25 protein-coding genes are annotated in these 26,065 nt (G+C 67.8%); 15 read left to right on the top strand and 10 right to left on the bottom strand.

What is annotated here, in order from left to right; translation table 11 throughout:
• Nucleotides 1–85 precede the first annotated feature (85 nt).
• Entirely contained in the window at nt 86–673 is a 588-nt protein-coding gene (locus tag ACQUQR_RS07575) for a hypothetical protein (protein ID WP_435195852.1), read from the top strand.
• On the opposite strand, the gene ACQUQR_RS07570 is transcribed toward ACQUQR_RS07575, so the two are convergent.
• From ACQUQR_RS07570 to gatB, 3 genes are all read right to left on the bottom strand, one after another.
• A complete protein-coding gene (locus ACQUQR_RS07570; RefSeq protein WP_435195851.1) occupies nt 670–2,214 on the bottom strand; it encodes a S8 family peptidase in 1,545 nt (514 codons plus the stop codon). The two genes, ACQUQR_RS07575 and ACQUQR_RS07570, sit on opposite strands and share 4 nt — an antisense overlap.
• A gap of 91 nt (nt 2,215–2,305) precedes the next feature.
• Nucleotides 2,306–2,899 (bottom strand): ArsR/SmtB family transcription factor, encoded by a 594-nt coding sequence (locus tag ACQUQR_RS07565; RefSeq protein WP_435195850.1) that lies wholly within the window; start codon nt 2,897–2,899, stop codon nt 2,306–2,308.
• A gap of 141 nt (nt 2,900–3,040) precedes the next feature.
• Nucleotides 3,041–4,555 (bottom strand): Asp-tRNA(Asn)/Glu-tRNA(Gln) amidotransferase subunit GatB, encoded by a 1,515-nt coding sequence (gatB, locus tag ACQUQR_RS07560; protein ID WP_435195849.1) that lies wholly within the window; start codon nt 4,553–4,555, stop codon nt 3,041–3,043.
• Between the two features lie 159 nt (nt 4,556–4,714).
• On the opposite strand from gatB, the gene ACQUQR_RS07555 reads away from it, so the two are divergent.
• From ACQUQR_RS07555 to ACQUQR_RS07545, 3 genes are read left to right on the top strand one after another with little or no spacing between them, the layout of a single operon-like run.
• Nucleotides 4,715–5,020: a DUF7518 family protein gene (locus ACQUQR_RS07555; protein ID WP_435195848.1), complete on the top strand. Its 306-nt coding sequence runs from the start codon at nt 4,715–4,717 to the stop codon at nt 5,018–5,020.
• A 21-nt stretch (nt 5,021–5,041) separates the two neighbouring features.
• Nucleotides 5,042–8,614 (top strand): chromosome segregation protein SMC, encoded by a 3,573-nt coding sequence (gene smc / locus ACQUQR_RS07550; RefSeq protein ID WP_435195847.1) that lies wholly within the window; start codon nt 5,042–5,044, stop codon nt 8,612–8,614.
• 2 nt (nt 8,615–8,616) lie between these two features.
• Nucleotides 8,617–9,549 (top strand): segregation/condensation protein A, encoded by a 933-nt coding sequence (locus ACQUQR_RS07545; RefSeq protein WP_435195846.1) that lies wholly within the window; start codon nt 8,617–8,619, stop codon nt 9,547–9,549.
• 208 nt (nt 9,550–9,757) lie between these two features.
• Here ACQUQR_RS07545 and mtnP read toward each other — a convergent pair whose 3' ends face one another.
• Nucleotides 9,758–10,612, bottom strand: coding sequence for an S-methyl-5'-thioadenosine phosphorylase (mtnP, locus tag ACQUQR_RS07540; protein WP_435195845.1), 855 nt, complete (start codon nt 10,610–10,612; stop codon nt 9,758–9,760).
• A gap of 115 nt (nt 10,613–10,727) precedes the next feature.
• Between mtnP and ACQUQR_RS07535 the strand changes: the two genes are divergently transcribed.
• Nucleotides 10,728–11,423, top strand: coding sequence for a DUF547 domain-containing protein (locus ACQUQR_RS07535; RefSeq protein WP_435195844.1), 696 nt, complete (start codon nt 10,728–10,730; stop codon nt 11,421–11,423).
• On the opposite strand, the gene ACQUQR_RS07530 is transcribed toward ACQUQR_RS07535, so the two are convergent.
• Both ACQUQR_RS07530 and ACQUQR_RS07525 read right to left on the bottom strand, forming a co-directional pair.
• On the bottom strand, nt 11,416–12,312 hold the full coding sequence (locus tag ACQUQR_RS07530) for a prenyltransferase (protein ID WP_435195843.1): 897 nt from the start codon (nt 12,310–12,312) through the stop codon (nt 11,416–11,418). The two genes, ACQUQR_RS07535 and ACQUQR_RS07530, sit on opposite strands and share 8 nt — an antisense overlap.
• Before the next feature lies 1 nt (nt 12,313).
• Nucleotides 12,314–13,003 carry a phosphoribosyltransferase gene (locus ACQUQR_RS07525; protein WP_435195842.1) on the bottom strand — a complete coding sequence of 230 codons (690 nt, stop codon included), beginning with the start codon at nt 13,001–13,003 and terminating at the stop codon, nt 12,314–12,316.
• Nucleotides 13,004–13,113: 110 nt separating this feature from the next.
• On the opposite strand from ACQUQR_RS07525, the gene ACQUQR_RS07520 reads away from it, so the two are divergent.
• From ACQUQR_RS07520 to metG, 6 genes are all read left to right on the top strand, one after another.
• Nucleotides 13,114–14,019: a PhzF family phenazine biosynthesis protein gene (locus tag ACQUQR_RS07520; protein WP_435195841.1), complete on the top strand. Its 906-nt coding sequence runs from the start codon at nt 13,114–13,116 to the stop codon at nt 14,017–14,019.
• Between the two features lie 110 nt (nt 14,020–14,129).
• A complete protein-coding gene (gene ppsA, locus ACQUQR_RS07515; protein ID WP_435195840.1) occupies nt 14,130–16,391 on the top strand; it encodes a phosphoenolpyruvate synthase in 2,262 nt (753 codons plus the stop codon).
• 67 nt (nt 16,392–16,458) lie between these two features.
• Nucleotides 16,459–17,214 carry a DUF7537 family lipoprotein gene (locus ACQUQR_RS07510; RefSeq protein ID WP_435195839.1) on the top strand — a complete coding sequence of 252 codons (756 nt, stop codon included), beginning with the start codon at nt 16,459–16,461 and terminating at the stop codon, nt 17,212–17,214.
• A gap of 47 nt (nt 17,215–17,261) precedes the next feature.
• Nucleotides 17,262–18,320, top strand: coding sequence for a tyrosine decarboxylase MfnA (mfnA, locus tag ACQUQR_RS07505; RefSeq protein ID WP_435195838.1), 1,059 nt, complete (start codon nt 17,262–17,264; stop codon nt 18,318–18,320).
• 84 nt (nt 18,321–18,404) lie between these two features.
• Complete coding sequence (locus tag ACQUQR_RS07500) at nt 18,405–18,956, top strand: YqaA family protein (protein ID WP_435195837.1); 552 nt, start codon at nt 18,405–18,407, stop codon at nt 18,954–18,956.
• 57 nt (nt 18,957–19,013) lie between these two features.
• Entirely contained in the window at nt 19,014–21,083 is a 2,070-nt protein-coding gene (metG, locus tag ACQUQR_RS07495) for a methionine--tRNA ligase (protein WP_435195836.1), read from the top strand.
• A gap of 6 nt (nt 21,084–21,089) precedes the next feature.
• On the opposite strand, the gene ACQUQR_RS07490 is transcribed toward metG, so the two are convergent.
• The gene (locus ACQUQR_RS07490) at nt 21,090–21,578 is read right to left on the bottom strand and encodes a hypothetical protein (RefSeq protein ID WP_435195835.1); all 489 of its coding nucleotides are present in this window, start codon (nt 21,576–21,578) and stop codon (nt 21,090–21,092) included.
• A gap of 75 nt (nt 21,579–21,653) precedes the next feature.
• Here ACQUQR_RS07490 and ACQUQR_RS07485 point away from each other — a divergent pair, with 75 nt between their 5' ends.
• Genes ACQUQR_RS07485 through ACQUQR_RS07470 form a run of 4 tightly spaced genes read left to right on the top strand, consistent with a single transcriptional unit; the run spans nt 21,654 to nt 24,276 of the window.
• Nucleotides 21,654–21,857, top strand: coding sequence for a DUF7312 domain-containing protein (locus ACQUQR_RS07485; RefSeq protein ID WP_435195834.1), 204 nt, complete (start codon nt 21,654–21,656; stop codon nt 21,855–21,857).
• A 37-nt stretch (nt 21,858–21,894) separates the two neighbouring features.
• On the top strand, nt 21,895–22,455 hold the full coding sequence (locus ACQUQR_RS07480) for an NfeD family protein (protein ID WP_435195833.1): 561 nt from the start codon (nt 21,895–21,897) through the stop codon (nt 22,453–22,455).
• Between the two features lie 51 nt (nt 22,456–22,506).
• The gene (locus tag ACQUQR_RS07475; protein ID WP_435195832.1) at nt 22,507–23,637 is read left to right on the top strand and encodes an SPFH domain-containing protein; all 1,131 of its coding nucleotides are present in this window, start codon (nt 22,507–22,509) and stop codon (nt 23,635–23,637) included.
• Between the two features lie 36 nt (nt 23,638–23,673).
• Nucleotides 23,674–24,276 carry a winged helix-turn-helix transcriptional regulator gene (locus ACQUQR_RS07470; protein ID WP_435195831.1) on the top strand — a complete coding sequence of 201 codons (603 nt, stop codon included), beginning with the start codon at nt 23,674–23,676 and terminating at the stop codon, nt 24,274–24,276.
• Here the strand turns inward: ACQUQR_RS07470 and ACQUQR_RS07465 are convergent.
• The 3 genes from ACQUQR_RS07465 to ACQUQR_RS07455 form a co-directional block, all read right to left on the bottom strand.
• Nucleotides 24,273–24,512, bottom strand: coding sequence for a DUF7123 family protein (locus ACQUQR_RS07465; RefSeq protein WP_435195830.1), 240 nt, complete (start codon nt 24,510–24,512; stop codon nt 24,273–24,275). The genes ACQUQR_RS07470 and ACQUQR_RS07465 overlap by 4 nt on opposite strands.
• A 465-nt stretch (nt 24,513–24,977) precedes the next feature.
• A complete protein-coding gene (locus ACQUQR_RS07460; RefSeq protein WP_435195829.1) occupies nt 24,978–25,373 on the bottom strand; it encodes a TRAM domain-containing protein in 396 nt (131 codons plus the stop codon).
• A gap of 34 nt (nt 25,374–25,407) precedes the next feature.
• Nucleotides 25,408–26,043 (bottom strand): YkgJ family cysteine cluster protein, encoded by a 636-nt coding sequence (locus ACQUQR_RS07455; protein ID WP_435195828.1) that lies wholly within the window; start codon nt 26,041–26,043, stop codon nt 25,408–25,410.
• Nucleotides 26,044–26,065: the final 22 nt, after the last annotated feature.

Below are 26,065 nucleotides of genomic sequence, written 5' to 3'. Positions count from 1 at the left end.
CCGCGTGCGTGTGAGGTGGTGGTACGGCTCTCGAACGGGGGGCGAAGACCGCTGGGCTCATACCGCTCGACTCCCGAAGCGAGGTATGCACGACCGCGCGATACGCCCCCTGCAGTTCCTCGCGCTCCAGCTCGTCGGTGCCGTCGCGGTGGTCCACCTCGCCGTCGGCACCGAACAGCTCGCGGCCGTCGCGGCCAACGGGCTGCTCGGGCGGTATCTCACGAGCGAGGTGTTCACTCACCCGCGGGCGCTCCTGTTCGTCCTCCTCGGCGTCGCCGGGCTCGCGGGCATCGTCGCCGCGGCGAAGGGGTGGCTCCCGCGGCGCCGCGCGTACGAACTCGGCATCGCGCTCATGCTCTGTTCCCTCCTGAGCTGGGTCGCGTGGCACACCCTCCTGAACCACGGCGCGGCCATCGGCGCGGCTCCCGCACCCGAGGACCACACCCACGGTGGGCTGCTCGCCACGCTCTTCTCGCACTACGTGGAGCCGATCCTCGCCGCCCTCGGGACGGCGGCGAGCGACACCCCCGGCTCGGGCCGGGTGCTCCTCGGCGTGGTCTCGAAGACGCTCGAACTCGCGGCGGTCGTCGTGCTCGCCCTCCTCCTCCGGACCGACCCGGCGGTGGCGGGCGAGCCCCTCCTCTCGCTCGGCCTGTCGAACCCCGAGGCCTAGGTGGTCGACTCGTTCACGCCGGCGAAGCGGGCGTGGCTGATGGAGAGGAGGTAGGCACTCCGGGCGTCGATGTGGCCGTAGCCGGTCTCGACGTCCGGCCCGGGTGCCGAGACGTCCCGCGCGGAGACGGTGAGGATGGTCCGGAGCTGTTTCGCGGAGAGCGTCGTGTACTCCGATTTGAGCAGCGCGGCCGTCCCGGCGACGTAGGGGGCGGAGAAGGAGGTGCCCTCGAGGTCGGCGCCGGTGAGCGCGACGCTGTCGGGCGCGACGAGGTCGACCCCGTGGTGGCCGGGGAGTCCACGCGAGGAGAACGCCTTCACGCTCCCGTTGTCGTACGCGCCGACGGTGAGAACGCCGGGGGCCGTGCCCGGCGCGGTGAGACTCCCGTTGGGCGTGGCGGACGCGAGCGCGTGGCTGGCGAACAGCTCGATCTCGCTCGTCCCGGTGGCGTTCGTCGCGCGGACGGCGAGATAGTAGCGCCCCTCGACGACGGTGGTGTCGATGTGCTCGGTGCGACCGTCCCCGACGCCCCGGGCGACGACCTCGTCCGTGCCGGCGCGTTCACGCAGGAGATAGAGGTCGTACTCCTCGTCCCCGGTCCAGGAGGCGGCGGCGTAGACGCGCCCCGAGAGCGGTTCGCCGCCGTTGAGGGCGTTCCCCTCGTGCTCGCCGAAGGCCACCCAGGGGCGACCGGAGCCGGGGTCGTACCGCCCGGTCCAGTGGCGCTGGGCGTAGTTGCCGGCGCTCGTGACGAACAGGGTGTCCTCGGCCGTGGCCGCGGCGATGGCCGAGAGCTGGTCGGCGTCCGCGTGGCCGAAGTAGCTGCCGGCGTCGACGATGACGTCCGCGCCGTTCGCCTCCAGCCACTCCACGGCCGCGGCGTACTCCTCGGGCGTGGTGGTCGCGCCGACGGCGGCGAGCTGGAGCTCCGTCTCGGGGGCGGTGTCGACGACGACGCTCGCAACGGCGGTGCCGTGGGTGGCGTCGCTGCGGGCGTCGGCTCCGAACGTCCGGTAGCCGCGGACGTTCGCCGCGATCTCGGGATCGGTAGGCTGGAAGCCGGCGTCGATGACCCCGACGGTGACGTTCGCGCCGCGGATGCCGCGGCTGTGGAGCACGTCCGCGCCAACGACGCCCACGCCGGCGGCGGTGCGGGTGGCCTTCCCGGCGAGCGCGCGGTCGATGCGGACGGCGGCGATGCGGGGGTCGTTCCAGAGCGCGCGCACCTGCGAGAGCTGGACGGTCAGCTCCGCGTGGCGGGCTCCCTGTCGGGTGTACACCCGGTTGACGGGGAGCCCGTCGGGAACGGCCGCCCCCTGTTTCAGCTGGACGACGACCTGCACCTCCCGGTCGGGGTCGGAGACGGCGCTCCCGGACGAGCGGCTCGTCTCGCCGGGGACGGTGAGCCGGTCGTCGAGCGTGTCGACGGCGCTGCCGGGCGTCCGGCTCTCGGCGATCGGCGCGGGGAGCGCGACGGCGGCGAGCGGCGCCACCACTACCCACGCCACGACGAACAGGCGAAGCGCAGTCCCCGGCCGCATATAGCCTGTGAATACCTATCAGAGGTATAAAACGATTGGGACACGGTTCATCCGTGAATGGGCGTTTCTGCCCGTCAGCGTACGGATTTGGTCACTCTCGGAGGTAGGTCACCGCGAAGAACGCGGCCGCGACGAGCAGGCCGCCCGCGAAGAACACGGCGCCCGGCGGGAGCCCGATGGGGGCGACGCCGCCGGAGCCGACGGCGTCGCTGAACCGCGGGAGTTCGGCCGGGCCGGTCGGCTCCGTCGAGAGGGTGACGAGCAGCTGGACGAGCAGGCTGGCGACGGCGAGGACACCGATGGCGGGGAGCAGGGCCTTCAGCCGGTCGAACACGCCGGCGGACTCCTCGCGGCCGACGAAGACGACCATCGGCTCCTCGCCGGGCGCGTAGACGTTCATCTCGCGGCCCTTCGAGGAGTAGCGGGTGTCCGCCACGCGAACGAGCCCGGACTCCTGGAGGTTGTTCAGATGATGACGGGCGTTCTGGAGGGAGGTGTCCACACGGTCGGCGACCTCCGAGGCGGTCGCCGGCTCCTCGTGGAGCGCCGTCAGGATGGACCGGGCAGTCTCCGACGCGAGAGAGGAGAGCAGCTCGCCAGCGTCCTCGCTGTCGAGCCAGAGCGTCCGCAGCTCCCCGTTCTGTTCCGGGGTCGCGTCGGACTGGGACGGCAGTAGCTCTGACATTGATTGACGTACTGCTGTCTCGGTAATAAGGATTGGTGCTCTCCACGGCTGACCGGCTGTAACGCGTTTACTCGCTGTTTCGGGCGCGACGGACGCGTGATCGACCCTCGTTTCGGGGCAATTCTTGCGAAACCAGTCCGGTCAGGCCAGCTCCTCACGCAGCAGGCCGTTGACCGTTCCAGGGTCGGCGCTCCCGCCCGTCTTGGCCATCACCTGCCCGACGAGGAAGTTCAGCGCGCCCTCCTCGCCCGACTCGTAGTCGGCGACGGCCTCGGGGTTCTCCTCGATGGCCTCCTTCACCGCGGCCACGACGGCGTCGTCGTCCGTCTTGCCGAGTCCCTCGCGCTCGACGATCTCGTCCGGGGCCAGCCCCTCGTCGAGCATCGTCCGGAGGACGGTCTCCTCCGCGTTCTTCGCCGTGATCTCGTCGGTCGCGACGAGCTCGACGAGCCGCGTGAACTCGTCCAGCCGCTCGGTCACGTCCGTGATCTGCATATCGCGGTAGTTGAGCTCGCCCAGCAGGTTGTCGGCGACCCACGTCGCCGCGAGGTCGGCGTCGAACTCCGTCGCCACGTCCTCGAAGAAGTCCGCCACCTGCTTCGTGGAGGTGAGCTTCGAGGCCGCCTCTTGACTCAGGCCGTACTCCTCGCGGAAGCGCTCGCGGCGCGCGTCGGGGAGTTCCGGGATGGGGATCTCCTCCTTCCAGCCGGAGACGCGAAGGGCGGGGAGGTCGGCCTCGCGGAAATACCGGTAATCCTTCTCCTCCTCCTTCGAGCGCATCGAGACGGTGGAGCCGTGCGTCTCGTTGAAGTGGCGCGTCTCCTGGGCGACCGCCTTCCCGCGTTTGATGAGGTTCTTCTGGCGCGTCTCCTCGTAGGCGAGCGCTTTCTCCGCGCCCTTGTGACTGGAGATGTTCTTCACCTCGGTGCGGTTCGCGTCCTCGAGGACCGCTTTCGAAATCGTGCCGTCCTCGGCCACGTCGTCCGCGTCCACGATGGAGAGGTTCGCGTCGATACGCATCGAGCCGTCGCGCGTGGAGTCGAAGACGCCGAGGTACTCGAGCACCTCCTCTAACTTCTCTAAGAACGCGCGGACCTCCTTCGGGTCGCGGAAGTCGGGCTCCGTGACGATCTCCATGAGCGGGGTGCCCGCACGGTTGTAGTCGACGAGGGTGTAGTCCGCGCGGTCGATGCCGACGATACGGTTTTCGAGGTCCGCGGGGCCGTCCCGGACGTGCCGAAGGCTCCCGGGGTCCTCCTCTAAGTGCGCCCGCCGGATGTTGACGAGCCGGCGTGCGCCCTGGTGGGAGAACTCTAATTCCCCATCCTGACAGATGGGGGCGTCGTACTGCGTGATCTGGAAGTCCTTCGGCAGGTCGGGGTAGAAGTAGTTCTTCCGGTGGAACGTCGTCTCCTCGGGGATGTCGGCGTCGATGGCCTTCCCGACCTTCACCGCGGCCTCCACCGCCCCCTCGTTCAGGACGGGGAGCGCCCCGGGCAGACCGAGACAGACGGGGCAGACCCGCGTGTTCGGCTCCTCGTCCTCCTCGCCCCGGGTCGAACAGCCACAGAAGATCTTCGTGTCGGTCTCGAGCTGGACGTGCACCTCGAGGCCGATGACGGCCGCCAGCTCGCGCGACTCGGCGGTAGCACTCATTACCTTCCGATTCGGACGCGGGCGCTAAAGCGTAACGGGACGCACTCGAACCTTTCAGTATCTCCAGCCGAAACGCCGCGAATCCGGGGGCGGAGACGTATCAGGAACTATGTCATTGTCTGACGCAACTTTAAGGGCTCGCGTGCAGGGTACCTAGGCATGACTGGGAACCGCGTTGAGGAACTCGAAGCGAAGGTCCGGGAGCTCGAGGCCAGCATTTCGGGGCTCACCGACGAACTCGTCGAGACCAAAGAACGCCTCCGGCTCATCGAGGACCACGTGGACCTCGACGACGTGCTCGACGCCGACGAGCGCCGTGCGGCGCGCAAGCAGCGCTCGAAGGACGCCGAGCAGGCGGCGCAGGCGAACGCCGAGGCCGAGGCCGCGGCGTCGGCCGACGAAGCTAAAGGGGAGAGCGAGGAAGAAGAGTCAGAGAGCTCCGCCGACGACATCATCGTCGCGTAGGCGGGGCCAACGAGCGCCCCCATGCACATCAAAGAGCTCGTCCTCGACAACTTCAAGAGCTTCGGCCGGAAGACCCGAATCCCCTTCTACGAGGATTTCACGACCATCTCCGGCCCGAACGGCTCCGGGAAGTCGAACATCATCGACTCGATCCTGTTCGCGCTGGGGTTAGCCCGCACTTCGGGCATCCGCGCGGACAAACTCACCGACCTCATCTACGACCCCGGTCACGACGACGGCGACTCGTTCGGCGGGGAGCGTGAGGCCTCCGTCGAGGTCATCCTCGACAACGCGGACGGCACCCTCGACCGCTCGCAGGTCGTCAACGCCGCGGGCACGGACAACGTCGGCGATGTCGACGAAATTTCGATTCGGCGCCGCGTGAAACAGACCGAGGACAACTACTACTCCTACTACTACCTGAACGGCCGCTCGGTGAACCTCTCCGATATTCGGGATTTGCTCTCACAGGCCGGGGTCGCCCCGGAGGGGTACAACGTCGTCATGCAGGGCGACGTGACCGAGATCATCACGATGACGCCCTATAATCGCCGACAGATCATCGACGAGATCGCGGGCGTCGCGGAGTTCGACGCGAAGAAGGCCGACGCCTTCGAGGAACTCGAGACCGTCGAGGAGCGCGTCGAGGAGGCCGACCTCCGCATCGAGGAGAAGGAGTCCCGCCTCGAACAGCTCGAGGACGAACGAGAGACCGCACTCGAGTACAAGGAACTCCGCGAGTCGAAAGCGGAGTACGAGGGGTATCTGAAGGCCGCCGAACTCGAGGACAAGCGCGCGGACCTCGAGGACGCCCGAGAGAGCATCGAGACGAAGGAGTCGACGCTCGAGGAGCTCCAGCGCGAACTCGACGAGCGACAGGGGCGGGTCACCCGCCTCGAGGAGGATCTCGCCGACCTCAACCGCGAGATCGAGACGAAAGGCGAAGACGAACAGCTCGCCATCAAACGCGAGATCGAGGAGCTGAAAGGAGAGATCTCGCGACTCGAAGACAAGATCGCGAACGAACAGGAGCGCATCGAGGAGGCCGAACAGAAGCGCTCGCAGGCGTTCGTCCAGGTCGACCGGAAACAGGAGACCGTCGACGACCTCTCGGCGAAGATCAGAGACAAGAAGGTCCAGAAGGCCTCGCTGAAGGCCGACGTCCAGGAGAAGGAGGCCGAACTCGAGGCGGTGGAAGCCGAGATCGAGTCGGTCGACTCCGAGTACGAGGACGTCCGCGACGCCTTAGCGGAGAAACGCGAGGCCCTCTCGAAAAAGAAGGACGAGAAGAACGAGCTCCAGCGCGAGCAGGACCGGCTCATCGACGAGGCGCGCCGGCGCTCGAACGCGCAACGCGAGAAGCGCGAGGAGATCGAGACCGCGGAGGAGCGGCTCCCCGAGCTCGACGCGGAGCTCGACGATTACGGGGCCGAGCTGGAGAAGGCAGAGGCGAATCTCGAAACCATCCGCGACGTGGTCGAGGACCTCAAAGCGGAGAAGCGCTCGCTCACCGACGACCTCGACGACGTGGAGGACGACCTCTCCGCGAAACAGCAGGAGTACGCCGAGCTGGAGGCGCGCGCGGGCCAGTCCGGCGACACCTCCTTCGGGCGCTCGGTCACCACCATCCTGAACTCCGACATGGACGGGGTCCACGGCGCTGTCGCCCAGCTCGGCTCCGTCGCGGGGCAGTACGCGACGGCCGTCGAGACGGCCGCTGGCGGGAGAATGGCCCACGTCGTCGTCGACGACGACGGGGTCGGCCAGCGCTGTATCGAGTACCTGAAATCCCGAAACGCGGGGCGAGCGACGTTCCTCCCCATCACGAAGATGCGCGGGCGGTCGCTCCCCTCGGCTCCGTCGCTGCCGGGCGTCGTCGACTTCGCGTACAACCTGCTCGATTTCGACTCGCAGTACGCGGAGGTGTTCTCCTACGTGCTCGGCGACACGCTCGTCGTCGAAGACATGGAGACCGCAAGAGATCTGATGGGCGATTTCCGCCTCGTCACGCTCGACGGCGACCTCGTCGAGAAGTCCGGCGCGATGACCGGGGGGTCGGGCGGCGGCTCCCGCTACTCCTTCTCCAAGTCGGGGAAGGGGCAGCTCGAACGCGTCGCAGAGCGCATCACCGAACTCGAGGACGAACGGCGCTCGATTCGGGAGGACATCCGCGACGTGGAAGAACGGCTGGACGACTCGCGCGACCGGAAGTCCGACGCGCTGGAGAAGGTGCGTGACATCGAGGCGGCCATCGAGCAGACCGAGGCCGAGAAGACGGAGCTGGAGGAGAAGATCGCCCGCCTCGAAGGCGAGTTGGACGACCTCGAAGAGCAGCGCGAGGAGGTGGGCGAGGAGATGAACGCCATCGAGGCGTCCATCGCGGAGAAGGAGAGCGAGATCGAGGCGCTCGAAGCCGATATCGCGGAGCTTCAACAGGAGCTCCAGGACTCCGATATCCCCGAGCTCACCTCGCGTGCGGAGGAGATCCGCGAGACCATCGCCGACATCGAGGGGCGGATGGACGACCTCGACGGGAAACTCAACGAGCTCTCGCTCGAGAAGCAGTACGCGGAGGACGCCATCGAGGAACTCCACGACACCATCGAGTCCACCCAGAACCGGAAAGCCGAAGCGGAAGAGCGGGTGGCCGAGTTGGAGGAGGAGATCGACGAACACGAGGCGACACTCGACTCGAAACGCGAGGAGGTCGAGGACCTCGAAGACGAGCTCGCCGACCTCAAATCCGAACGCGAGGAGCTGCGCGAGGAGGTCCGTGCCGCGAAGGACGCCCGTGACGAACAGCGCGAGCAGGTCTCGCGGGTCGAAAGCGACCTCGAGGAGCTCGAATCGGAGGTCTCCCGGCTGGAGTGGGAGGTCGACGAGCTCGCCTCGCAGGTCGGCGACTACGACCCCGAGGAGATCCCGGACCACGCCTCCGTGAAGGGACAGATCACGAAACTCGAGAACAAGATGGAGGCGCTCGAACCCGTCAACATGCTCGCCATCGACGAGTACGACCGGGTGGCAGACGAGCTCGCCGACTTAGAGGAGAAACGCGAGACCCTCGAGGAGGAAGCCGAGGGGATCCGCGAGCGCATCGCGCAGTTCGAGGCGCGCAAGAAGGAGACGTTCATGGAGGCCTACGAGGGCATCAACGAGGAGTTCACGGACATCTTCGCGCGCCTCTCGAACGGGTCGGGTGAGCTGATGCTCGAGAACCCCGAGGACCCCTTCGAGGCCGGGATGACGATGAAGGCCCAGCCCCGGGACAAGCCGGTCCAGCGGCTCGACGCGATGAGTGGGGGCGAGAAGTCACTGACCGCGCTCGCGTTCGTCTTCGCCATCCAGCGATACAACCCCGCGCCGTTCTACGCGCTCGACGAGGTGGACGCCTTCCTCGACGCCGCGAACGCGGAGATGGTCGGGGAGATGGTCGACGACCTCGCGGGCGACGCACAGTTCATCGTCGTCTCCCATCGCTCGGCGCTTCTGGAACGCTCCGAGCGCGCCATCGGGGTGACGATGCACGACGACAACGTCTCCGCCGTGACGGGGATCGACCTGAGCGGGCAGGGGATTCCGGCAGACGATTAACTATGAGCGACGACATCCCACTCGACATCACCGGGCACGACGCGGAGAAACGGCGGCGTGAGCAGGAGCAGTCCGTGGCGGACTCGGTCGAGGCGGACGCCACCGACGCCATCCTCTCGGAGTTCGACGTGCCCGACCCGGACGACGAGGAGGTCGAACCCGTCGAACTGCTCGTCCAGCTCGCGAAGGACGGGGCCATCGAGCCGTGGGACATCGACATCGTCACGGTCACCGACGAGTTCTTAGAGCGATTGGACGAGGCCGACCTCCGGGCGGGTGGCCGGGCGCTGTTCTACGCCGCGGTGCTCTTGCGGATGAAGTCGGACGCGATGTTGGAGCCCGAGGAGCCGGAGGAGGAGCCGTGGGACGCCATCGAGGAGGAGGGGTTCGACTCCGGTGGGGCCGACCCCTTCGACCGCCTCGAGAAGGAGATCGACCGGCGGCTCGACCGGAAACACGCGCGGGGGACGCCACAGACGCTGGACGAACTCGTGCGCGAGCTCCGCGACCGGGAGCGCAACTCCCGGTGGAAGGAACACCGGACGTACGACACCTCGGACTCCCCGCACGGCTACGCGCGAGGGACCCAGACCCTCGACTACCGCTCGGCCGACGACTTCCGGATGGACGACGAGCCGACCGAGGCCGATGCGCTGGGAACGGCCCACGACGAGAAGATGGAGGATATCATCCGGGACACGTACATGGCGCTCAGAGAGCACTACGACCAGGGCCGCGACGAGGTGCTCTTTGCAGAAATCGACGACGCCGGCGGCTCGCTCGTCGACACCTTCCTCGGCATCCTCTTTCTCGCCCACCGGGGCCAGGTCCGCCTCCAGCAGGACGAACTGTTCGGCGACCTGTGGGTCCAGGACCCCGCCGCCGTCACGGAGAGCGCGGAGGCGGTCGCGGACGGTGGCGAGGAACTGCCGTAGCGGCCTCGCTATTTGAACCGTTGGCATATCCAGCCGAACCGTTATGCATGAGTATGGCAAACGATAACAGTGGGCATGACGCCGTCATGGTTCGAGGAACGGCTGGCGGAAACGGACGGTCGGGTGGACCCGGACACGCTCGTGGACGCACTGGCGTACGTTCGCGACGACGGGCGCGACTGACCGAAGGACGCGGCTTTTTCGCCGTTCAGTCGTCGAGATACTGCCCGACGAGGAGGTCCACCTTCTGGCGCGTCTCGTGGGGAATCGCCTCCTCGGGGGTGTTTACCGACCCCTCGACCGCGTGCCGGCAGTCGCACTCGTGGTCCTCGGGGAGGTTCCGCACCGCGTGCTCGATGGTCTCCTTGATGGCGACTTCGTTGGCCGCGGCGTTGTCGAGCACCTCCTCGAGGGTGACCTCGGCATCCGCTTTCCACACGTCGTAGTCGGTGACGCCGGTCACGGTGGCGTAGCACATCTCTGCCTCGCGGGCGAGTTTCGCCTCCGGGATGGCGGTCATCCCGATGATGTCGTGGCCCGACGCGCGGAAGTGCTCGGACTCCGCGCGGGTGGAGTACTGCGGCCCCTCGATGCAGACGTAGGTGCCGTCCTCGACGACCTCTGCGTCGGAGGCTTCCTCCGCGCTCTCGGCGAGGTGGCGCTTCATGTGGGGACAGTACGGGTCCGCGAACGGCATGTGGACGACGATGCCGTCCTCGAAGAACGTGTACGGCCGGTGGCGCGTCCGGTCGAAGATCTGGTCCGGGACGACGAGCGTCTGGGGCGGCAGGTCCTCACGCAGCGACCCCACGGCGTTCGAGGCGAGGATGCGCTCGACGCCGAGCGCCTTCAGCGCGTAGATGTTCGCCCGGTAGGGCGCGTTCGTCGGGGAGTACTGGTGGTCCCGGCCGTGGCGCGGGAGGAAGGCGATCTCCACCCCTTCCAGCTCGCCCACCGTGATGGGTGCGCTGGGCTCGCCGTAGGGCGTCTGGACGTGCTCTTCGCGGGTGTTCTCGAGCGGCAGGGCGTCGTAGATACCGCTCCCACCGATGAAGCCGATCATGCCCCTCCTTCCGACGGTAGATACAAAACGCCCCCGGAACCCGCCCGACGTGGGTCGGGCGCGTGCGACGCACAGGGGCACAACACCGAGGGGCGTCGGTGCCTCCCCTCCACGTATGAGCGATTCCGCCCTCGCCGAGGACCCCATCGCCCTGTCCGGCGACCTCCTCCGGAGCGTCCGGGCCGGCGAGTCCCCCGACTTCGACGCGCTGGCGGGTCTCGATCCCGACGCCCTCGATGCGGCGCTCCCGACCGACGCGGAGCGCCTCCCGTTCTGGCTCAACGTCTACAACGCGGTGGCCATCGACACCCTCCGTCAGCACCCCGGCTGGTACGAGAATCGCCGGACGTTCTTCGCCCGGGAGCTGGTCACCGTCGCGGGCCAGTCCCTCTCGCTCGACGACATCGAACACGGCCTGCTCCGACGCTCCCAGTGGAAACTCGGGCTCGGGTACATCCCCAACCCCTTCGCGGGCGCGTTCGAGACGCGGTTCCGGGTCGACGAGGTGGACCCGCGCATCCACTTCGCGCTGAACTGTGGCGCGCGCTCGTGTCCCGCCATCGCCGTCTACACGCGGGATATCGACCCCGAGTTGGACCGGGCGGCCGAGGGGTATCTCCAATCCGAAGTCGAGTACGACGGGACCACCGCGCGGGTCCCTCGCCTGCTGCTCTGGTTCCGCGGCGACTTCGGCGGCGGGTCGGGCATCCGGGCGATGCTCCGACGGTACGGCCTCATCCCGGAAGACGCCACTCCCCGGATCCGGTATCTCCCGTACGACTGGACGCTGAAACTCGACGCTTTTAAATGAGGCTCGCCCACGCGAGCGTCTGCCCGGCCGCGAGCGCGACCATCGCGGCGACGCTCGGAAGTGGGTCGTCGTCGGGGAACCGCCGGACGGCCCACGCGGCCAGGCCGAAGGCGGGGAGCGAGGCCAGCGTCACGATGGGGGGATAGACCCCCTGCAGGTCGAGCGCGGCGAGCGTCGCCATCCCGACCATCGCGGCGAGGCCGTGGAGCCGCTCGATTCTCGACTCGGACCACCGGACGACGAGCGTGTGCTTCCCGGTCTCCTCATCCGCGGCCCGGTCGGGCCACTGGGTCGCGAGCAGGTTACAGAAGACGAGGCAGGTGAACGGCACCACCGACAGGGCGACGAGCGGGAGCGGTCCCGCGACGACCGCCGCGCCGTAGACGGGAAGCACGAGCCCCCCGAGCAGGGAGTTGTCCACCTCGCCGAGGCCACGCCGCGAGAACCGGAGCGGGGGCAGCGAGTAGCCCCAGCCGAGGACGGCGATGGCGACGAGCAGGAGGAGTGCCAGGGGCGGGAGCAGGGAGACGGCGAGCAGGGCCGCGAGCGCGGCCACGCCCGCGCTGGCGAGCGTCGCGTTCCGGGCGAGCGAGCGCGGGAGCCCCGTCTCGACGAGCGCGCCGCTCCCGCCGGAGAAGGGGGTGCGCTCGGTGAGTCGGTCGGTCTCGTAATCCGCGTACTCGTTCGCGTAGTGGACGCTCGCGGCGGTCGGGAGGAGCGCGAGCGCGCCGTAGAGCACTCGGGCGTCGAGGGGTGTCCCGGTGGCGGCCGCGATGCTGACGCCGAGCGCGTAGACGAGCAGGATCAACAGCAGTTGGGCGGGCCGGGCCAGCTTCCACAGCGCCCAGAGGGTGGGGGTGCGTGCGCGGACGGCCCGGTCGAGGCTCACGTCAGACGAGGCGCCACTTGCCGCCCTCGGACTCGATGACGTCCCGGCGCTCCATCTCGGCGAGCACCTCTCCTAATCTGTTCGGCTGGGCGATCTCCATCTCGATGCGCTCGACGCTGTGGTACTCCGAGAGACACCGCCGAATCTCGGCGCGGGAGAACGCCTCCTGGTCGGCCCGCTCCATCACGCCGGCGATGAGGTCGATCATGTCCTCGATGAAGTTCCACGGGTAGACGATCCACGCCCACTCGTCGAGCCGTTCGCCGACGAAGTCGGGGTCGAAATCGGAGGTCCCGAGCAGCTGGAGGGTGGCGGTGCGGACCTCGCCGGCGTTGCGCTCCCGGACGTACTCGTCGGCGCGCTTGATGGAGCCGCCGGTGTCGGCGATGTCGTCGATGATGAGGACGTCCTTCCCCTCCACCGAGCCCTCTGGCATCGGGTAGCGAACCTGGGGCTCGCCCGTCTTCTGGGCCGTGCCGACGTAGTGTTCCATCTTCAGGCTGGTGAGGTCGTTCAGCCCGAGGAAATCACAGATACAGCGTCCGGCGAACCAGCCGCCGCGGGCGAGGGCGACGACCACGTCCGGCTCGAAGTCGTCGCGTTTCACCTGCGTCGAGACCGTCCGGCAGAGGTCGTAGATGTACTCCCAATTCGTAATCGTACATTTGAAGTCGTCCGGGAGGTCGCTCATGCCCGGAACTGGGAGAGCCGAGGTGTTAAACCGTTTCAATCGCCGCGTGGCCCGCCCGTGCCCTCGGTACGAACACCCCCACTTTTCCCCTCGCCTCCGGAAGCGGGGGTATGCACACCCGACGCGCGCTCCTCGTCGACGCCTTCACGGACGACCCCCTCGCGGGCAACGTCGCCGGCGTGGTCCCCGAGGCCGACGGGCTCTCCGACTCGCAGATGCAGGCGATCGCCCGCGAGCTCCGGGCACCGGAGACGGCGTTCCTCCTCTCGAGCACCGAGGCCGACCGGACGGTCCGGTTCTTCTCGCCCACAGGGGAGGTCGACCTCTGTGGCCACGCGACGATCGCGAGCCACGCGCTGCTCGCGGCGGAGGGGCTCGACGAGGGGACGCACACCCTGGAGACGAACGTGGGCGTCCTCGACATCGAACTCGACGGGGAGACGGTGTGGATGACTCAGACCTACCCCGACGTGCGGAAACTCGAGGTCGCGTACGGTGACGTGGCCGAGGCGCTCGGCATCGGTACCCGGGCGTTCACCGGGATGAAACGCGATCTCCCGCTCGCGCGGGCCTCCACGGGCCTGCCGTTCCTCGTCGTCCCCGTGGAGTATCTCTCCGACTTGAGCGACATGGCCCCCGACTTCAGAGAAATCGAGCGGCTGACCGACGAACACGACTGTGCGGGGCTGTACACCTTCACGTTCGATACCCTCGGTGGCGACGCGACGCTCCACGGGCGGATGTTCGCGCCGGGGCTCGGCATCGACGAGGACCCCGTGACGGGGACCGCCTCGGGCGCGGTGGGGGCGTATCTGGACGTCTTCGACGCCTTCGATTCGACTCCTGAAGAGATGGTGTTCGAGCAGGGCCACTTCGTCGACCGGCCGGGTCGCGTGCGAGTGCGGGCGACGGGCGGCCCCGAGGCGCGCCCGCAGGTGGGTGGGCGCGCGGTGGTCTCCTTCGAGGGCGACATCGCCATCCCCGCCGACGAGGACGACGATATCATCGAGGCCTAATTGGATATTTACTGGGAACTGAGTTCCTCTTTCGGCCGTTTCGGCAATCCTTGCACGGCCCGTCCGGAATCTTCTTTAGCGGCGTCGCGGTCGGTTCGGGTGAGCACACGATGGCTGTACTCTGGCTGGACGAAATCGGGTCCGACGACCTCAACTCCGTGGGTGGCAAGGGGGCATCCCTCGGGGAAATGACCAACGCGGGGCTCCCGGTGCCGCCGGGATTCGTGGTCACTGCACAGACCTATCGAGCATTCATCGAGGAGACGGGCATCGACGAGGAGCTGTTCTCGGCCGTGGACGTGGACGCGGACGACTCCGCCGCGCTCGCCGAGGCCGAGGCGCGTGCGGAGGAACTCATCCTCGGGACGGAGCTGCCGGCGGACATCAGACAGGGCATCCTCGACGCCTACGATAACTTAGGCGACGGTGAGGCGTTCGTCGCCGTCCGATCGTCGGCGACCGCGGAGGACCTCCCGGACGCCTCCTTCGCCGGCCAGCAGGAGACGTTCCTCAACATCACGCGCGAGGACCTCGTCCAGCGCGTGAAGGAGTGCTGGGCGTCGCTGTTCACCCAGCGTGCCATCTACTACCGCGGCGAGCAGGGGTTCGAGCACGACACGGTCGATATCGCCGTCGTCGTCCAGCAGATGGTCGACGCGGAGAAGTCGGGCGTGATGTTCACCTCCCACCCGTCGACCGGCGAGCCGCAGATCATCATCGAGGCCGCGTGGGGGCTCGGCGAGGCCGTCGTCTCGGGGTCGGTCTCCCCCGACAACTACGTCGTCGACCGGGAGACGGGCGAGCTCATCGACGCCACCATCGCGGAGAAGAAGCTGCTGATGGAGAAAGACGAGGAGACGGGGAAGACCGTCACCCGCGACGTGCCGGAGGAGAAACGAAGCGCGCAGGTGCTCTCCGACGACGAGATCGCCCAGCTCATCGAACTCGGTGAGCGCGCGGAACAGCACTACGATGCCCCGCAGGACGTGGAGTGGGCCATCGTCGACGGGGAGGTGTACATGCTCCAGTCGCGGCCCATCACCACCATCTCCGAGGGCGCGAAGCAGGCCACCGCGGACGGGCAGGGGAACGGTGACGTGCTCGTGAAGGGGCTCGGCGCCTCCCCCGGCGTCGTCTCCGGCGCGGCGCGCATCGTCCGGAAGCTGGACCAGCTGGACAAGGTGGGCGAGGGCGACATCATCGTCACGGAGATGACGACCCCCGACATGGTCCCCGCGATGAAGCGGGCGGCCGGTATCGTCACCGACGAGGGGGGGATGACCTCCCACGCGGCCATCGTCTCGCGGGAGCTGGGTGTTCCCGCCGTCGTCGGCTCCGGCAACGCCACAACGGTCCTCGAGGACGGCCAGCTCGTCACCCTCGACGGCGAGAAGGGGACCATCACGGAGGGGACGACGAAGAAGGCGAAGCAGGAGGCCGACGAGCCCGAGTACGCCGACGTGCGGCCGCAGAACCCCGTCAAGCCGATGACCGCGACGGAGGTGAAGGTGAACGTCTCCATCGCGGAGGCCGGCGAACGCGCCGCGGCGACCGGTGCCGACGGCGTCGGGCTCCTTCGCTTAGAGCACATGATCCTCTCGACGAACAAAACTCCGGAACGGTATATCGCGGACCACGGCGCGGACGCGTACGTCGAGGAGATCGTGCAGGGCGTGCGTACGGTCGCCGACGAGTTCTACCCGCGGCCGGTGCGCGCCCGGACGCTCGACGCGCCGACCGACGAGTTCCGCCAGCTCGAAGGTGGCGAGGACGAGCCGCGCGAGCACAACCCCATGCTCGGCTACCGTGGCATCCGGCGGTCGCTCGACCGGCCCGAGGTGTTCAAACACGAACTCGAAGCGTTCCGCCGGCTGTTCGAGATGGGCTACGACAACGTGGAGATCATGTTCCCGCTCGTCAACGACGCGGAGGACGTGCTCCGCGCGAAGGCGCTCATGGAGGAGGCGGGCATCGACCCCGAGAAGCGCACGTGGGGCGTGATGGTCGAGACGCCCGCCGCGGCGCTCGGCATCGAGGAGATGGCCGGCGCGGGCATCGACTTCGCCTCCTTCGGGACGAACGACCTCACGCAGTACACGCTCGCCGTGGACCGGAACAACGAGAACGTCGCCGACCGGTTCGACGAGCTCCACCCCGCGGTCCTGAAACTCATCGGCGACACCATCGAGACGTGCCGGGAGCACGGCGTCCGCACGAGCATCTGTGGGCAGGCCGGCTCCAAGCCGCAGATGGCGCGGTTCCTCGTGAAGCAGGGGGTCTCCTCCATCTCGGCGAACATCGACGCGGTGCGCGACGTGCAACACGAGGTCAAGCGCGTCGAACAGAAGCTCATCCTCGATTCGGTCCGGTAGTCGGGCAAATCCCTTCTGGCTCTCGCCGGAACAGCGGCCTTTTCACCCGTGCGTCCCGAGTCGGACCATGCGACGTACCGCCGCCACGCTGTTGCTCGCGGTCCTCCTCACGCTCTCCGGCTGTAGCGCCATCACGGGCGGGTCCGGTCCGCAGGAGGCCCCTCCGGGTGTCGAGGACGGTCGACTCGTGAACGCCACCGCGCTCACCACGGCCCACACGGCCGCGCTCGTCGAGTCGGGATTCGAACACGACATCCGGACGAACGCCACCATCGCCCGCAACGGGGAGACCTTCGAGGTGTCCAGACGCCAGCAGACGGTCGTCGAACCGGGCGCAGTCGAGTACCAGTTCCGGCTCATCAACGGCGGTGAGGGACCGAGCGCACAGGTCGACGCGTGGGGGAACGAGACCACGCAGGTGACGCGGGTCCAGGCGGGCAACCAGACGCAGTACGGGGTCGGCAACCCCACGCCGGCAGCGCAGTTGACCACCGAGTCGCGGTTCACGCCGTATCTCGCGAGCGGGAACTTCACCGTCGAGAACACGGAGACGGACGGCGACGTGACGCTCGTGACGCTCGTCGGTGGCGCGCCACCGGGTGACGCGAACCTCCTCCCCTCCAGCGCGGTGGGGAACCTCACCGACTACGAGGTCCGCGCGGTCGTCGACACGCAGGGCCGCATCCACGAGTTCTCGGTGACGGGGACGTACACCGTGGCGGGGACCGAGGCCCGGTTCGCCTTCGACTACCGGCTGCTCCGGACGGACGGGCCGAGCGTCGACCAGCCCGAGTGGGCGGCCGAGGTGCTGGCGTCGCGTTGACGCGAAGTGCGGAACTTATAACCACGCTTCCCTGTAGGTACTGATAGATGCAGCGCGCCGAACCGCAGGATTTCTCGCGTGTCCTCTCGTCGATGTGTACCGAGCCACACCCGGCGGCGCGCGAGGCGGCCGGCCGGTTCCTCGCCACGAACCCGGGGGACCCCGGCACCTACGAGACCGTCGCGAAACTCGAGCGGGAAGCCGTCGCCATCCTCGGCGAGATCGCGGGGCTCCCGGACGCCGCGGGCTACATCGCGTCGGGGGGGACGGAGGCCAACATCCAGGCGGTTCGCATCGCGCGCAACCGCGCGTCCACGAAGACGCCGAACTTCGTCGCGCCCGCCTCGGCGCACTTCTCCTTCCAGAAGGCCGCGGAGGTGCTCGGCGTGGAGATGCGCGTCGCCCCCCTCGAGGACGATTACACGGTCAACCTCGAAGCGGTGGACGAGCTCGTCGACGAGGAGACGGCGCTCGTGCTGGGTGTCGCGGGTACGACGGAGTACGGGCGCGTCGACCCCATCCCCGAACTCGCCGCGCGGGCGAACGCCGTCGACGCGCTCTGTCACGTCGACGCCGCGTGGGGTGGGTTCGTCCTCCCCTTCACCGACCACGAGTGGGACTTCTCGGACGCCGACATCGACACGATGACCATCGACCCCCACAAGATGGGGCAGGCGGTCGTTCCCGCGGGCGGCTTGCTCGCGCGCGGCCCCGAACTCTTAGACGAGCTGGCCATCGACACACCGTATCTCGAATCCACCTCGCAGGTGACGCTCACGGGGACGCGCTCGGGGGCGGGCGTCGCGGGCGCGGTGGCGGCCATGCGCGAGCTCTGGCCCGACGGCTACGAGCGCCAGTACGAGGTCTCACAGGCGAACATGGAGTGGCTCGCCGACGCCGTCGCCGACCTCGACTTCGACGTCGTGGAACCGGACCTCCCCATCGTCGCGATGGACCTCGGGCCGGACCTCCACGCCGCCCTCCGCGGTGAGGGGTGGCGACTCTCCAAGACCGAGGCGGGCGAGGCTCGCGCCGTCGGGATGCCCCACGTCACCCGCGAGATGCTGGAATCCTTCGTCGCGGACATCCGTCGGCTCGCCGACTGAGACGGGGGCGGTCGCCGGCCGACGCGTAATCGTTCGCTGACTGGGAGCGGTACGCTTACACCCCCTGCCGGAATAACTCCGCCCGTGACGCCGTCGCTCGCCTCGCTCGCGTTCGTCCACGGGGACCTCCACGTCCTCGAAGAACTGGTCCGGACGGCGAGCGGCCCCCTGGGACTGCTCGTCATCTTCGTCTACTCGTTTCTCATCGCCTTCGTCCTCCCGCTGCCGAGCGAGGTCGTCCTCCTTGCGAACCTGAACCTGGGGCTGCCCGCCGACGTGGAGCTCACCCTCGTCGTCGTCGCCTCGGGGCTCGGGAAGGCGCTCGGGAGCGTCTTCGCGTTCGCCATCGGTCGCGGGGTCAAGGAGTCGGGGCCGGTCATCACCCTCCTCCGGAAGTCACCCATCGACGTGGTGGCGTGGTCCGAACGCAAGACGGTCGAGCTCGCGCGGAAGTACGGCTACGCGGGGCTCGCGCTGGCGCTGTGCGTGCCGGGGTTCCCCGACACGTTCTCGATCTACGCCTTCTCCGTCCTCGAAGAGGACTACCTGAAGTTCGCGCTCGCCACCTTCGTCGGCAGCGTCGGCCGGCTGGTGGTCACGCTCGCCATCTTCGCGCTCGGTTTCACGTTCGTCTGACGGCGTGACCGCACCCGAACCCGCGGCGTTTTAGGCGCGGGCGGTCCGAGTCGGGGTATGAGCCACGACACATTCCCCACCGACCGACCCGCGGTGGTGACGTGTGGGCTGCCGTACGCGAACGGCGACCTCCACGTCGGCCACCTGCGTACGTACGTGAGCGGGGACGCGCTCGCCCGCGCGCTCCGCCGTCTCGGCCAGCGAACCGCCTTCGTCTGCGGCTCCGACATGCACGGCACCCCCATCGCCGTCAACGCCGCGAAGGAGGGCGTCTCCCCCGAGGCGTTCGCCCTGGAGTACCACGAACAGTACGAGCGGACGTTCCCCCGATTCAACGTCGCGTTCGACAACTACGGCCACACCCACGACGAGACGAACACCGAACTGACGCGGGAGTTCGTCCGGTCGTGGATCGACAACGACCACGTCGAACAGAAGGAGATCCAGGTCGCCTACGACCCCGAGGCCGACCAGTGGCTCCCCGACCGCTTCGTCGAGGGGACCTGCCCCTACTGCGGGGAGACGGCACGCGGCGACGAGTGTGACGACGGCTGTCAGCGCCACCTCGAACCCGGCGAGATCGAAGAGCCCGTGAGCGTCATCACCGGGAACGCCGCGGAGTACCGCGCCCGCGAACACAAGTTCCTCCGGCTCTCCGACTTCCAGGAGTATCTCCAGGGGTTCATCGACCGCCTCGAGGGGACGGAGAACGCGAAGAACCAGCCGCGCGAGTGGATCGAGGGCGAGCTGCAGGACCTCTGTATCACCCGCGATATGGACTGGGGGATCGACTACCCCGAGGGCGAGGAGGACCTCGTGCTGTACGTCTGGGTGGACGCCCCCATCGAGTACGTCGCCTCCACGAAGCAGTACTCCGAGCGCGTCGACGACTTCGACTGGGAGGCCGTCTGGAAGAACCACGGCACCGACGAGGAGCCCGACGGCGGCGAGATCGTCCACATCATCGGCCAGGACATCATCCAGCACCACACCGTCTTCTGGCCCGCGATGCTCCGCGGGGCCGACTACAACGAGCCGCGCGCCGTCATGGCCTGCGGGTTCGTCAACCTCGCGGGGAAGGCGTTCTCCACCTCTCGTAACAGGGCGGTCTGGGCCGACGACTACCTCGACGCCGGGCTCGACCCCGACCTCTTTCGGTATCAGATCATCACCGGCTCGGAGTTCGAGGCCGACGTGAACTTCTCGTGGGACGCCCTGCAAGAACGGGTCAACGGTGACCTCGTGGGGACGCTCGGGAACTTCATCTACCGCTCGCTGCTGTTCGCCCACCGGAACTACGACGGGACGCCGGACGCCGCGGTGAGCGACGAGGTCAGCGAGCGCATCGAGGCGGCTATCGCCCAGGTCGAAGACAGCGTGAACGACTACTCCGTCCGCGGGCTGGGACAGGCCCCCGTCGAACTCGCGAAGTTCGGCAACGAGTACATCCAGCGCCACGAGCCGTGGAAGCTCACGGACGAGGACCCCGCGACGGCCGAACAGGTCATCCGCGACTGCGTCCAGCTCGCGAAGGCGTGTGCCGTGCTCATGCAGCCCGTCCTCCCCGGGAAGGCCGCGGACCTCTGGGCCCAGCTCGGCGAGGACGGCAGCGTGGACGACGTGACCCTCGACGCGGCGCTCGAGGCCCCGCCCGAGACGTTCGACGCGCCCGAGGAGCTGTTCGAGCGGCTCGAAGACGAGCGCGTCGAGGCACTGAACGCCGACCTCGAATCGCGGGTCGAGGCGGCCGAATCGGCCGACGAAGACGACGACACAGACTCAGACATGGACCTCGAACCCATCGCAGACGACCGTATCAGCTTCGACGACTTCCAGGCACTCGACATCCGGGTCGGAGAGATCCTCTCCGCCGAAGGCATCGACGGTGCGGACAAACTCGCCAGGCTGGAGGTGGATATCGGCGTGGAGACGCGCCAGATCGTCGCGGGTATCAAACAGCTTCACGACCTCGATTCGCTCGCGGGGAAGAAGATCGTCGTCGTCGCCAACCTCGAAAAAGCGGAGCTGTTCGGCGTCGAGTCGAACGGGATGCTGCTCGCGGCGGGTGACGAGGCCGATCTCCTCACCACCCACGGTGACGCCGTCCCCGGGACGAAAGTCCAGTAACCGTACTCAGAGGAAGCCGAGGAGCTTCCCGACCCACACCGCGAACTTCACGAGTTCGACCTTCACCCCTTCCGTGAAGGTGAGGCCGCTGATCTCGATCTCACCGTTCTCGTAGGCCTCGTTGAACGCCTTCCCCGGGTCGTCGGCGGTGAGGACGTCGTTCATCGTGGCCTCGCTCGTGCGGACCCGAATCTGGGGGTTCGTCGCGTCGCCCTCGCCGTACTCGGTGATGGCGCCGTCGTCGTTCGTCGTGAAGTGGTACGCTGTGCCGGTGTCGGCCGTCGCCAGGGTCGAGCCCTCACCGACGCGCAGCTCGACGCGCTTGCCCGCGAGCTGTCCCTTCGCGATGTCGGGGGCCTGGTCGAGGTTCGCGTTGTAGGTTGAGACCAACGAGTCGAGGTCGAGCTCACTCGAGTCCGACTGCGCGCTGACGGGGGCGACGCTCGCGAGGAGAACTGTCGCGAGCACACCGAACAACAGGAAACGGTTTCTCATCGGCCAGTAGACGCCGAGTGAGTATATCTGGGTTTCGGCGGCAGGGTTTTTCAGGCGGCGACCCCCAGAAGGGGTATGGACGATTCGCAGAAGAAGGACGCTCCCCAAAAGCAGGAGGACTCCTTCCAGTTCGCCACCGAGGGGGAACAGTGGCGCATCTCGCTCGACGATCTCGAAGACGACACGACGCTCGACGCCGGCAGCCCCTCGGTGGAACACGCGCTGTTCGTGGTACTCGGCGCGGCGGTCACCGTGGTGACGTTCCTGCAGTTCCTCTGACCGAATCCTTAATTCGACGCCCGAACCTAGCCGGCGTATGGTCGAGGTCCTCGGGATGCCCCTCTCGCTGCTCCTGCTCGCCGCCGGGTCGGCGCTCGTCGTCGCCGAGGCGCTCGCACCGGGCGCCCACTTCATCGTCATCGGCGTCGCGCTGCTCGTCGCGGGCGCGGTCGGCTTACTCGTGGGTGACCTGCTGGGCCCGCTCACGCCGCTGTTGCTCGCGGCCGTCGTCATCGTCTCGGGCGCGGCGACGTTCCACTTCTACCGCCGGCTGAACCTCGTCAACACCGCGCCGGACGGCCAGACGAGCGACTCGGAGTCGCTGCGCGGGAAGGTCGGGAAGGTCACCGAACGGGTGACGGGCGACAGCGGCGAGGTGAAACTGCAGAGCGGGGGATTCAACCCCTACTACCGCGCGCGGAGCATCGATGGCGCTATCGAGGTCGGCGAGGAGGTCATCGTCGTCAGTCCCGGTGGGGGGAACATCGTGACCGTCGTCCCCACCAACGGCGACGACGAGATCGACCGGGAGCTGGCTCGCGAACGCGCCCGCGAGACACGCAGGACGGACGCCGAGGAGGACACCGAGTCCGCGTGACTGGATCCCCGCGGGGCGAACGCTTATCAGGCAGTTGACCCAACTCCGGGTATGATCGTACCCCTGCAGGTGGGGCTTGCCCTCCCGATTCTCGCCGTGGTGGCGCTGCTCATCGCCATCGTGGCCGTGTACAAATCGGTCGAGATCGTCAACGCGTACGAGAAGCGCGCGCTGACGGTGTTCGGCGAGTACCGGAAACTGCTCGAACCGGGTATCAACTTCGTCCTCCCGTTCGTCTCGCGGACGTACACCTTCGATATGCGGACACAGACGCTGGACGTGCCGCGCCAGGAGGCCATCACGCGGGACAACTCCCCCGTGACCGCGGACGCCGTCGTCTACATCAAAGTGATGGACGCGAAGAAGGCGTTCCTCGAGGTCGACGACTACAAACGCGCGGTCTCGAACCTCGCACAGACCACGCTCCGCGCCGTCCTCGGTGACATGGAGCTGGACGACACGCTGAACAAGCGCCAGGAGATCAACGCGCGCATCCGGAAGGAGCTCGACGAGCCCACCGACGAGTGGGGAGTCCGCGTCGAGTCGGTCGAGGTCCGCGAGGTGAACCCCTCGCAGGACGTCCAGCAGGCGATGGAGCAGCAGACGGCCGCCGAGCGCCGTCGGCGCGCCATGATCCTGGAGGCGCAGGGTGAGCGTCGTTCCGCCGTCGAGAGCGCGCAGGGTGACAAGCAGTCGAACATCATCCGGGCGCAGGGGGAGAAACAGAGCCAGATCCTCGAAGCGCAGGGTGACGCCATCTCGACCGTGCTGCGCGCGAAATCCGCCGAGTCGATGGGTGAGCGCGCGGTCATCGACAAGGGGATGGAGACGCTCGCGGAGATCGGCACGAGCGAGTCGACGACGTTCGTCCTCCCGCAGGAGCTCACCTCGCTCGTCGGGCGCTACGGCAAGCATCTGACCGGCAGCGACGTGCAGGCCGACGAGTCGGTGCTCGACTCCATCGACTTCGACGAGGAGACGCGCGAGCTCATCGGGCTGGACGACATCGAGGAGATCCTCGGGCAGATCGACGAGGAGGCCGAGATGGATGTCGAGCAGATGGAGAAGGAGGCGGAGGCCATCAAAGCCGGTGACGACACCGCCCAGATCAAGAGCGCGGATCAGGTCATCGAGGAGATGGACGCCGAGGAGTCCGGCGCGGCCGAACCGGAGCGGGAGTAGCGAAGTCCTTTTACCACGAGATTTCCTACCACGGCTATGAACCAGGGGGTCGACGAGAGTAAACGCGCCACGCTCAAGCGCTTCGCGGCGCTCGGCGCGGCCAGCCCCCTCGCCCGCTTTTCGAGCCACGACGCGGGCACGAACGACGCCCGTGACGCCATCGTCGGCTACCTCACGGCGACGCCGGGCGCCCACTTCTCGAAGCTGCGCGACGACCTCCAGCTCGGCACCGGCGAGACGCAACATCACCTGCGTCGCCTCGAATCCGCGAGCGCCGTGGAGTCCGACCGCGACGGTGACTACCGGCGGTTCTACCCCTCGGGTCGCTTCTCGGCGTTCGAGAAGCGCGCGCTGGGCTACCTCCGCCGGGAGACGCCCCGGGCGATGGTCATCGCGCTCCTTCGCGATCCGGATGCGACGGGCGCGGACATCGCCGAGGCCGCGGATGTCTCTCGGCCCACGGTGAGCAAGTACGCCGCAGAACTGGAGTCGGCGGGCCTCCTCTCACGCGAGGACGGCTACCGCATCGAGCGACCGGAAACGCTGCTGATGCTGCTCGTCCGCTACGCAGACTCGTTCGGCTCCGATGCGGTGGCGCTCGCGGGCGAGGCCGACGAGCTCGTCCGGTACGACCGCTAAACGGTGACCTTCCAGGTCGTGCCCGACGAGTAGCCCCACTTCTCGACGTCCACGTCGAAGTCCCCCTCGCAGATGGCGGTCATGTTCGCGCCGACCTCCTTCGCGGAGAGCCCCAGCGCCTCGCCGATGAGCCGGGACTTGAAGTAGGTCTTCGTCGCACCCTGCTCGCGCAGGTACGAGAGGATGCGCGCCTGCTTGTCGGTGAGGTCGGTCGTCGCCGCGGTAGTCGCGCTCATAGGTGTCCATCTATCCGCACCGAGTATAGGGGGTTTGGTACACTCGGTTAACGCCGCGCTGTCGTGCGGTTTTGACTCCTCCCGAGGAGGAAGAAACGGCCGTGACACGGGGGGTTGGTACGGCTCCGAAAGGGCGAACAGGCGACCCGCCGCTGTCGAGTGGGGTGGGTCGCACTCCCGCCTCGGCCACCACCCGACGCCGTTCAGACGATGGGGCCGCTGGTCCCGGCCTCGTATTTGAACCCTCGGCCGGGCTGAGGCGGTGGGCCGGTCGCATGTGGCGCGAACGGACGTGAGCGCCCACGCGGCCTGGGGAAGGGCTGGGCTGTCGCGGCCGCAGTAGAAGGTAGCGCCCGAAGGGCACGGCGCACCCGAGCGCGAGCTATGGCGAGCGCTCGGCCTTTTTCATGAACGTTTTTCGAGGAGTGGTTCGCGCTTTGCGCGAACCCGACGAAGAAAAAGGTTCTATTCGATTATTTCGCCCACCGCGAAGTTCGATTTCACTTCGGAGACCTCGATCTTGACGCGCTCGCCGACGTCGGCGCCGGGGACGATGATGACGTAGCCGCGCTCGACGCGGGCGATGCCGTCGCCTTGCTTGCCGAGGTCCTCGATCTCGACGTAGCGGATCTCCCCCTGTTCGACGGGGGGCTGGGGTTCGTCGGGGGCGACGGCGTCGTCGCCGTCGTCGTCGCTGGTGGTCTGGGGGCGGTCACCCGAGATGAGGGCGACGCGGTAGGTCTCGCCGGGCTCGACGGAGCCGGTGTCGATCTCGCGGCGGGGAATCTCGACGACGTAGCGGTCACCCTCGGACTCGATATCGGCGCTAAACAGACACAGCAGCTTCTCGGAGATCTCCATAGACAGTCGTCTGTAGAAGGCGAGCGGTAAAGGCTTACCGACGAGTGCCGTCGGGGTGTTTCGGCCCTTCGGAGTCGTGGACGACGATCTCTCCGGGAGCGTCGGTTGGGGTGTAGTTGTCCCGGACGCCGATGGCCTCCTCCAGCTCGCGGACCGCTCGCTCTTTGAGCGCGCTGGCGAGCTCCTCGGCCTCCTCACGCGAGATGTCGCGGCCGAGGCCCTCACACTCGTGGGCGCGGACGATTCCTTCGCGGTCGACGGCTTCGCCCATCGGTTCCGTCGTGCCGCCGATGGCGACGGAGAAGGGGTAGGTCTGACAGATGAGCGGGCGGTCCTCGTGGACGGTGCAGGCGCCCTGGCCGTCCGCCTCGCGGTAGAAGGTGCAGTCGCCGCAGTCGGTGGTCTGGAGCGCCCACTCGAACGTCTCGCCCGTGCCGTCCTCGTCGAGGCCGAAGGGCATGGGGCGGGCGATGTCTCTCCAATCATACTCCGTTTCCGACTCGATCTCCCGCACCTCGTCGGGGAACACCGTCGCCGTGTGTTCCTCCCCGTCCATCCCCTTACAGCAGTGGCCACAGCGGGTGCACTCGAAGCCGATGGACTCGATGGCGTCGGCCAGCTCGCGCTCGTCGAGCGCGCGGGCCTGTTCCAGTTCGGCTTCCAGTTCCATACCCTCGCTCGGTGATGAAGAC

The sequence above is a fragment of the Natronomonas sp. EA1 genome (genome assembly GCF_051195035.1).
Taxonomy (GTDB): domain Archaea; phylum Halobacteriota; class Halobacteria; order Halobacteriales; family Haloarculaceae; genus JBNTJV01.
Note: the sequence above shows the minus strand (reverse complement) of the source record. Positions and strands in the feature narration are given on the sequence as shown.

Bases quoted from the DNA above. Each gene is read 5' to 3' on its own strand.
- ACQUQR_RS07575 (WP_435195852.1), top strand. From the start codon at position 86: ATGCACGACCGCGCGATACGCCCCCTGCAGTTCCTCGCGCTCCAGCTC.
- gatB (WP_435195849.1), bottom strand. From the start codon at position 4,555: ATGAGTGCTACCGCCGAGTCGCGCGAGCTGGCGGCCGTCATCGGCCTC.
- ACQUQR_RS07475 (WP_435195832.1), top strand. From the start codon at position 22,507: ATGATCGTACCCCTGCAGGTGGGGCTTGCCCTCCCGATTCTCGCCGTG.
- ACQUQR_RS07490 (WP_435195835.1), bottom strand. From the start codon at position 21,578: ATGAGAAACCGTTTCCTGTTGTTCGGTGTGCTCGCGACAGTTCTCCTC.
- ACQUQR_RS07510 (WP_435195839.1), top strand. From the start codon at position 16,459: ATGCGACGTACCGCCGCCACGCTGTTGCTCGCGGTCCTCCTCACGCTC.
- ACQUQR_RS07455 (WP_435195828.1), bottom strand. From the start codon at position 26,043: ATGGAACTGGAAGCCGAACTGGAACAGGCCCGCGCGCTCGACGAGCGC.
- ACQUQR_RS07555 (WP_435195848.1), top strand. From the start codon at position 4,715: ATGACTGGGAACCGCGTTGAGGAACTCGAAGCGAAGGTCCGGGAGCTC.
- ACQUQR_RS07570 (WP_435195851.1), bottom strand. From the start codon at position 2,214: ATGCGGCCGGGGACTGCGCTTCGCCTGTTCGTCGTGGCGTGGGTAGTG.
- metG (WP_435195836.1), top strand. From the start codon at position 19,014: ATGAGCCACGACACATTCCCCACCGACCGACCCGCGGTGGTGACGTGT.
- ppsA (WP_435195840.1), top strand. From the start codon at position 14,130: ATGGCTGTACTCTGGCTGGACGAAATCGGGTCCGACGACCTCAACTCC.
- ACQUQR_RS07485 (WP_435195834.1), top strand. From the start codon at position 21,654: ATGGACGATTCGCAGAAGAAGGACGCTCCCCAAAAGCAGGAGGACTCC.
- mfnA (WP_435195838.1), top strand. From the start codon at position 17,262: ATGCAGCGCGCCGAACCGCAGGATTTCTCGCGTGTCCTCTCGTCGATG.
- smc (WP_435195847.1), top strand. From the start codon at position 5,042: ATGCACATCAAAGAGCTCGTCCTCGACAACTTCAAGAGCTTCGGCCGG.
- ACQUQR_RS07470 (WP_435195831.1), top strand. From the start codon at position 23,674: ATGAACCAGGGGGTCGACGAGAGTAAACGCGCCACGCTCAAGCGCTTC.
- ACQUQR_RS07480 (WP_435195833.1), top strand. From the start codon at position 21,895: ATGGTCGAGGTCCTCGGGATGCCCCTCTCGCTGCTCCTGCTCGCCGCC.
- ACQUQR_RS07545 (WP_435195846.1), top strand. From the start codon at position 8,617: ATGAGCGACGACATCCCACTCGACATCACCGGGCACGACGCGGAGAAA.
- ACQUQR_RS07465 (WP_435195830.1), bottom strand. From the start codon at position 24,512: ATGAGCGCGACTACCGCGGCGACGACCGACCTCACCGACAAGCAGGCG.
- ACQUQR_RS07525 (WP_435195842.1), bottom strand. From the start codon at position 13,003: ATGAGCGACCTCCCGGACGACTTCAAATGTACGATTACGAATTGGGAG.
- mtnP (WP_435195845.1), bottom strand. From the start codon at position 10,612: ATGATCGGCTTCATCGGTGGGAGCGGTATCTACGACGCCCTGCCGCTC.
- ACQUQR_RS07535 (WP_435195844.1), top strand. From the start codon at position 10,728: ATGAGCGATTCCGCCCTCGCCGAGGACCCCATCGCCCTGTCCGGCGAC.
- ACQUQR_RS07565 (WP_435195850.1), bottom strand. From the start codon at position 2,899: ATGTCAGAGCTACTGCCGTCCCAGTCCGACGCGACCCCGGAACAGAAC.
- ACQUQR_RS07460 (WP_435195829.1), bottom strand. From the start codon at position 25,373: ATGGAGATCTCCGAGAAGCTGCTGTGTCTGTTTAGCGCCGATATCGAG.
- ACQUQR_RS07520 (WP_435195841.1), top strand. From the start codon at position 13,114: ATGCACACCCGACGCGCGCTCCTCGTCGACGCCTTCACGGACGACCCC.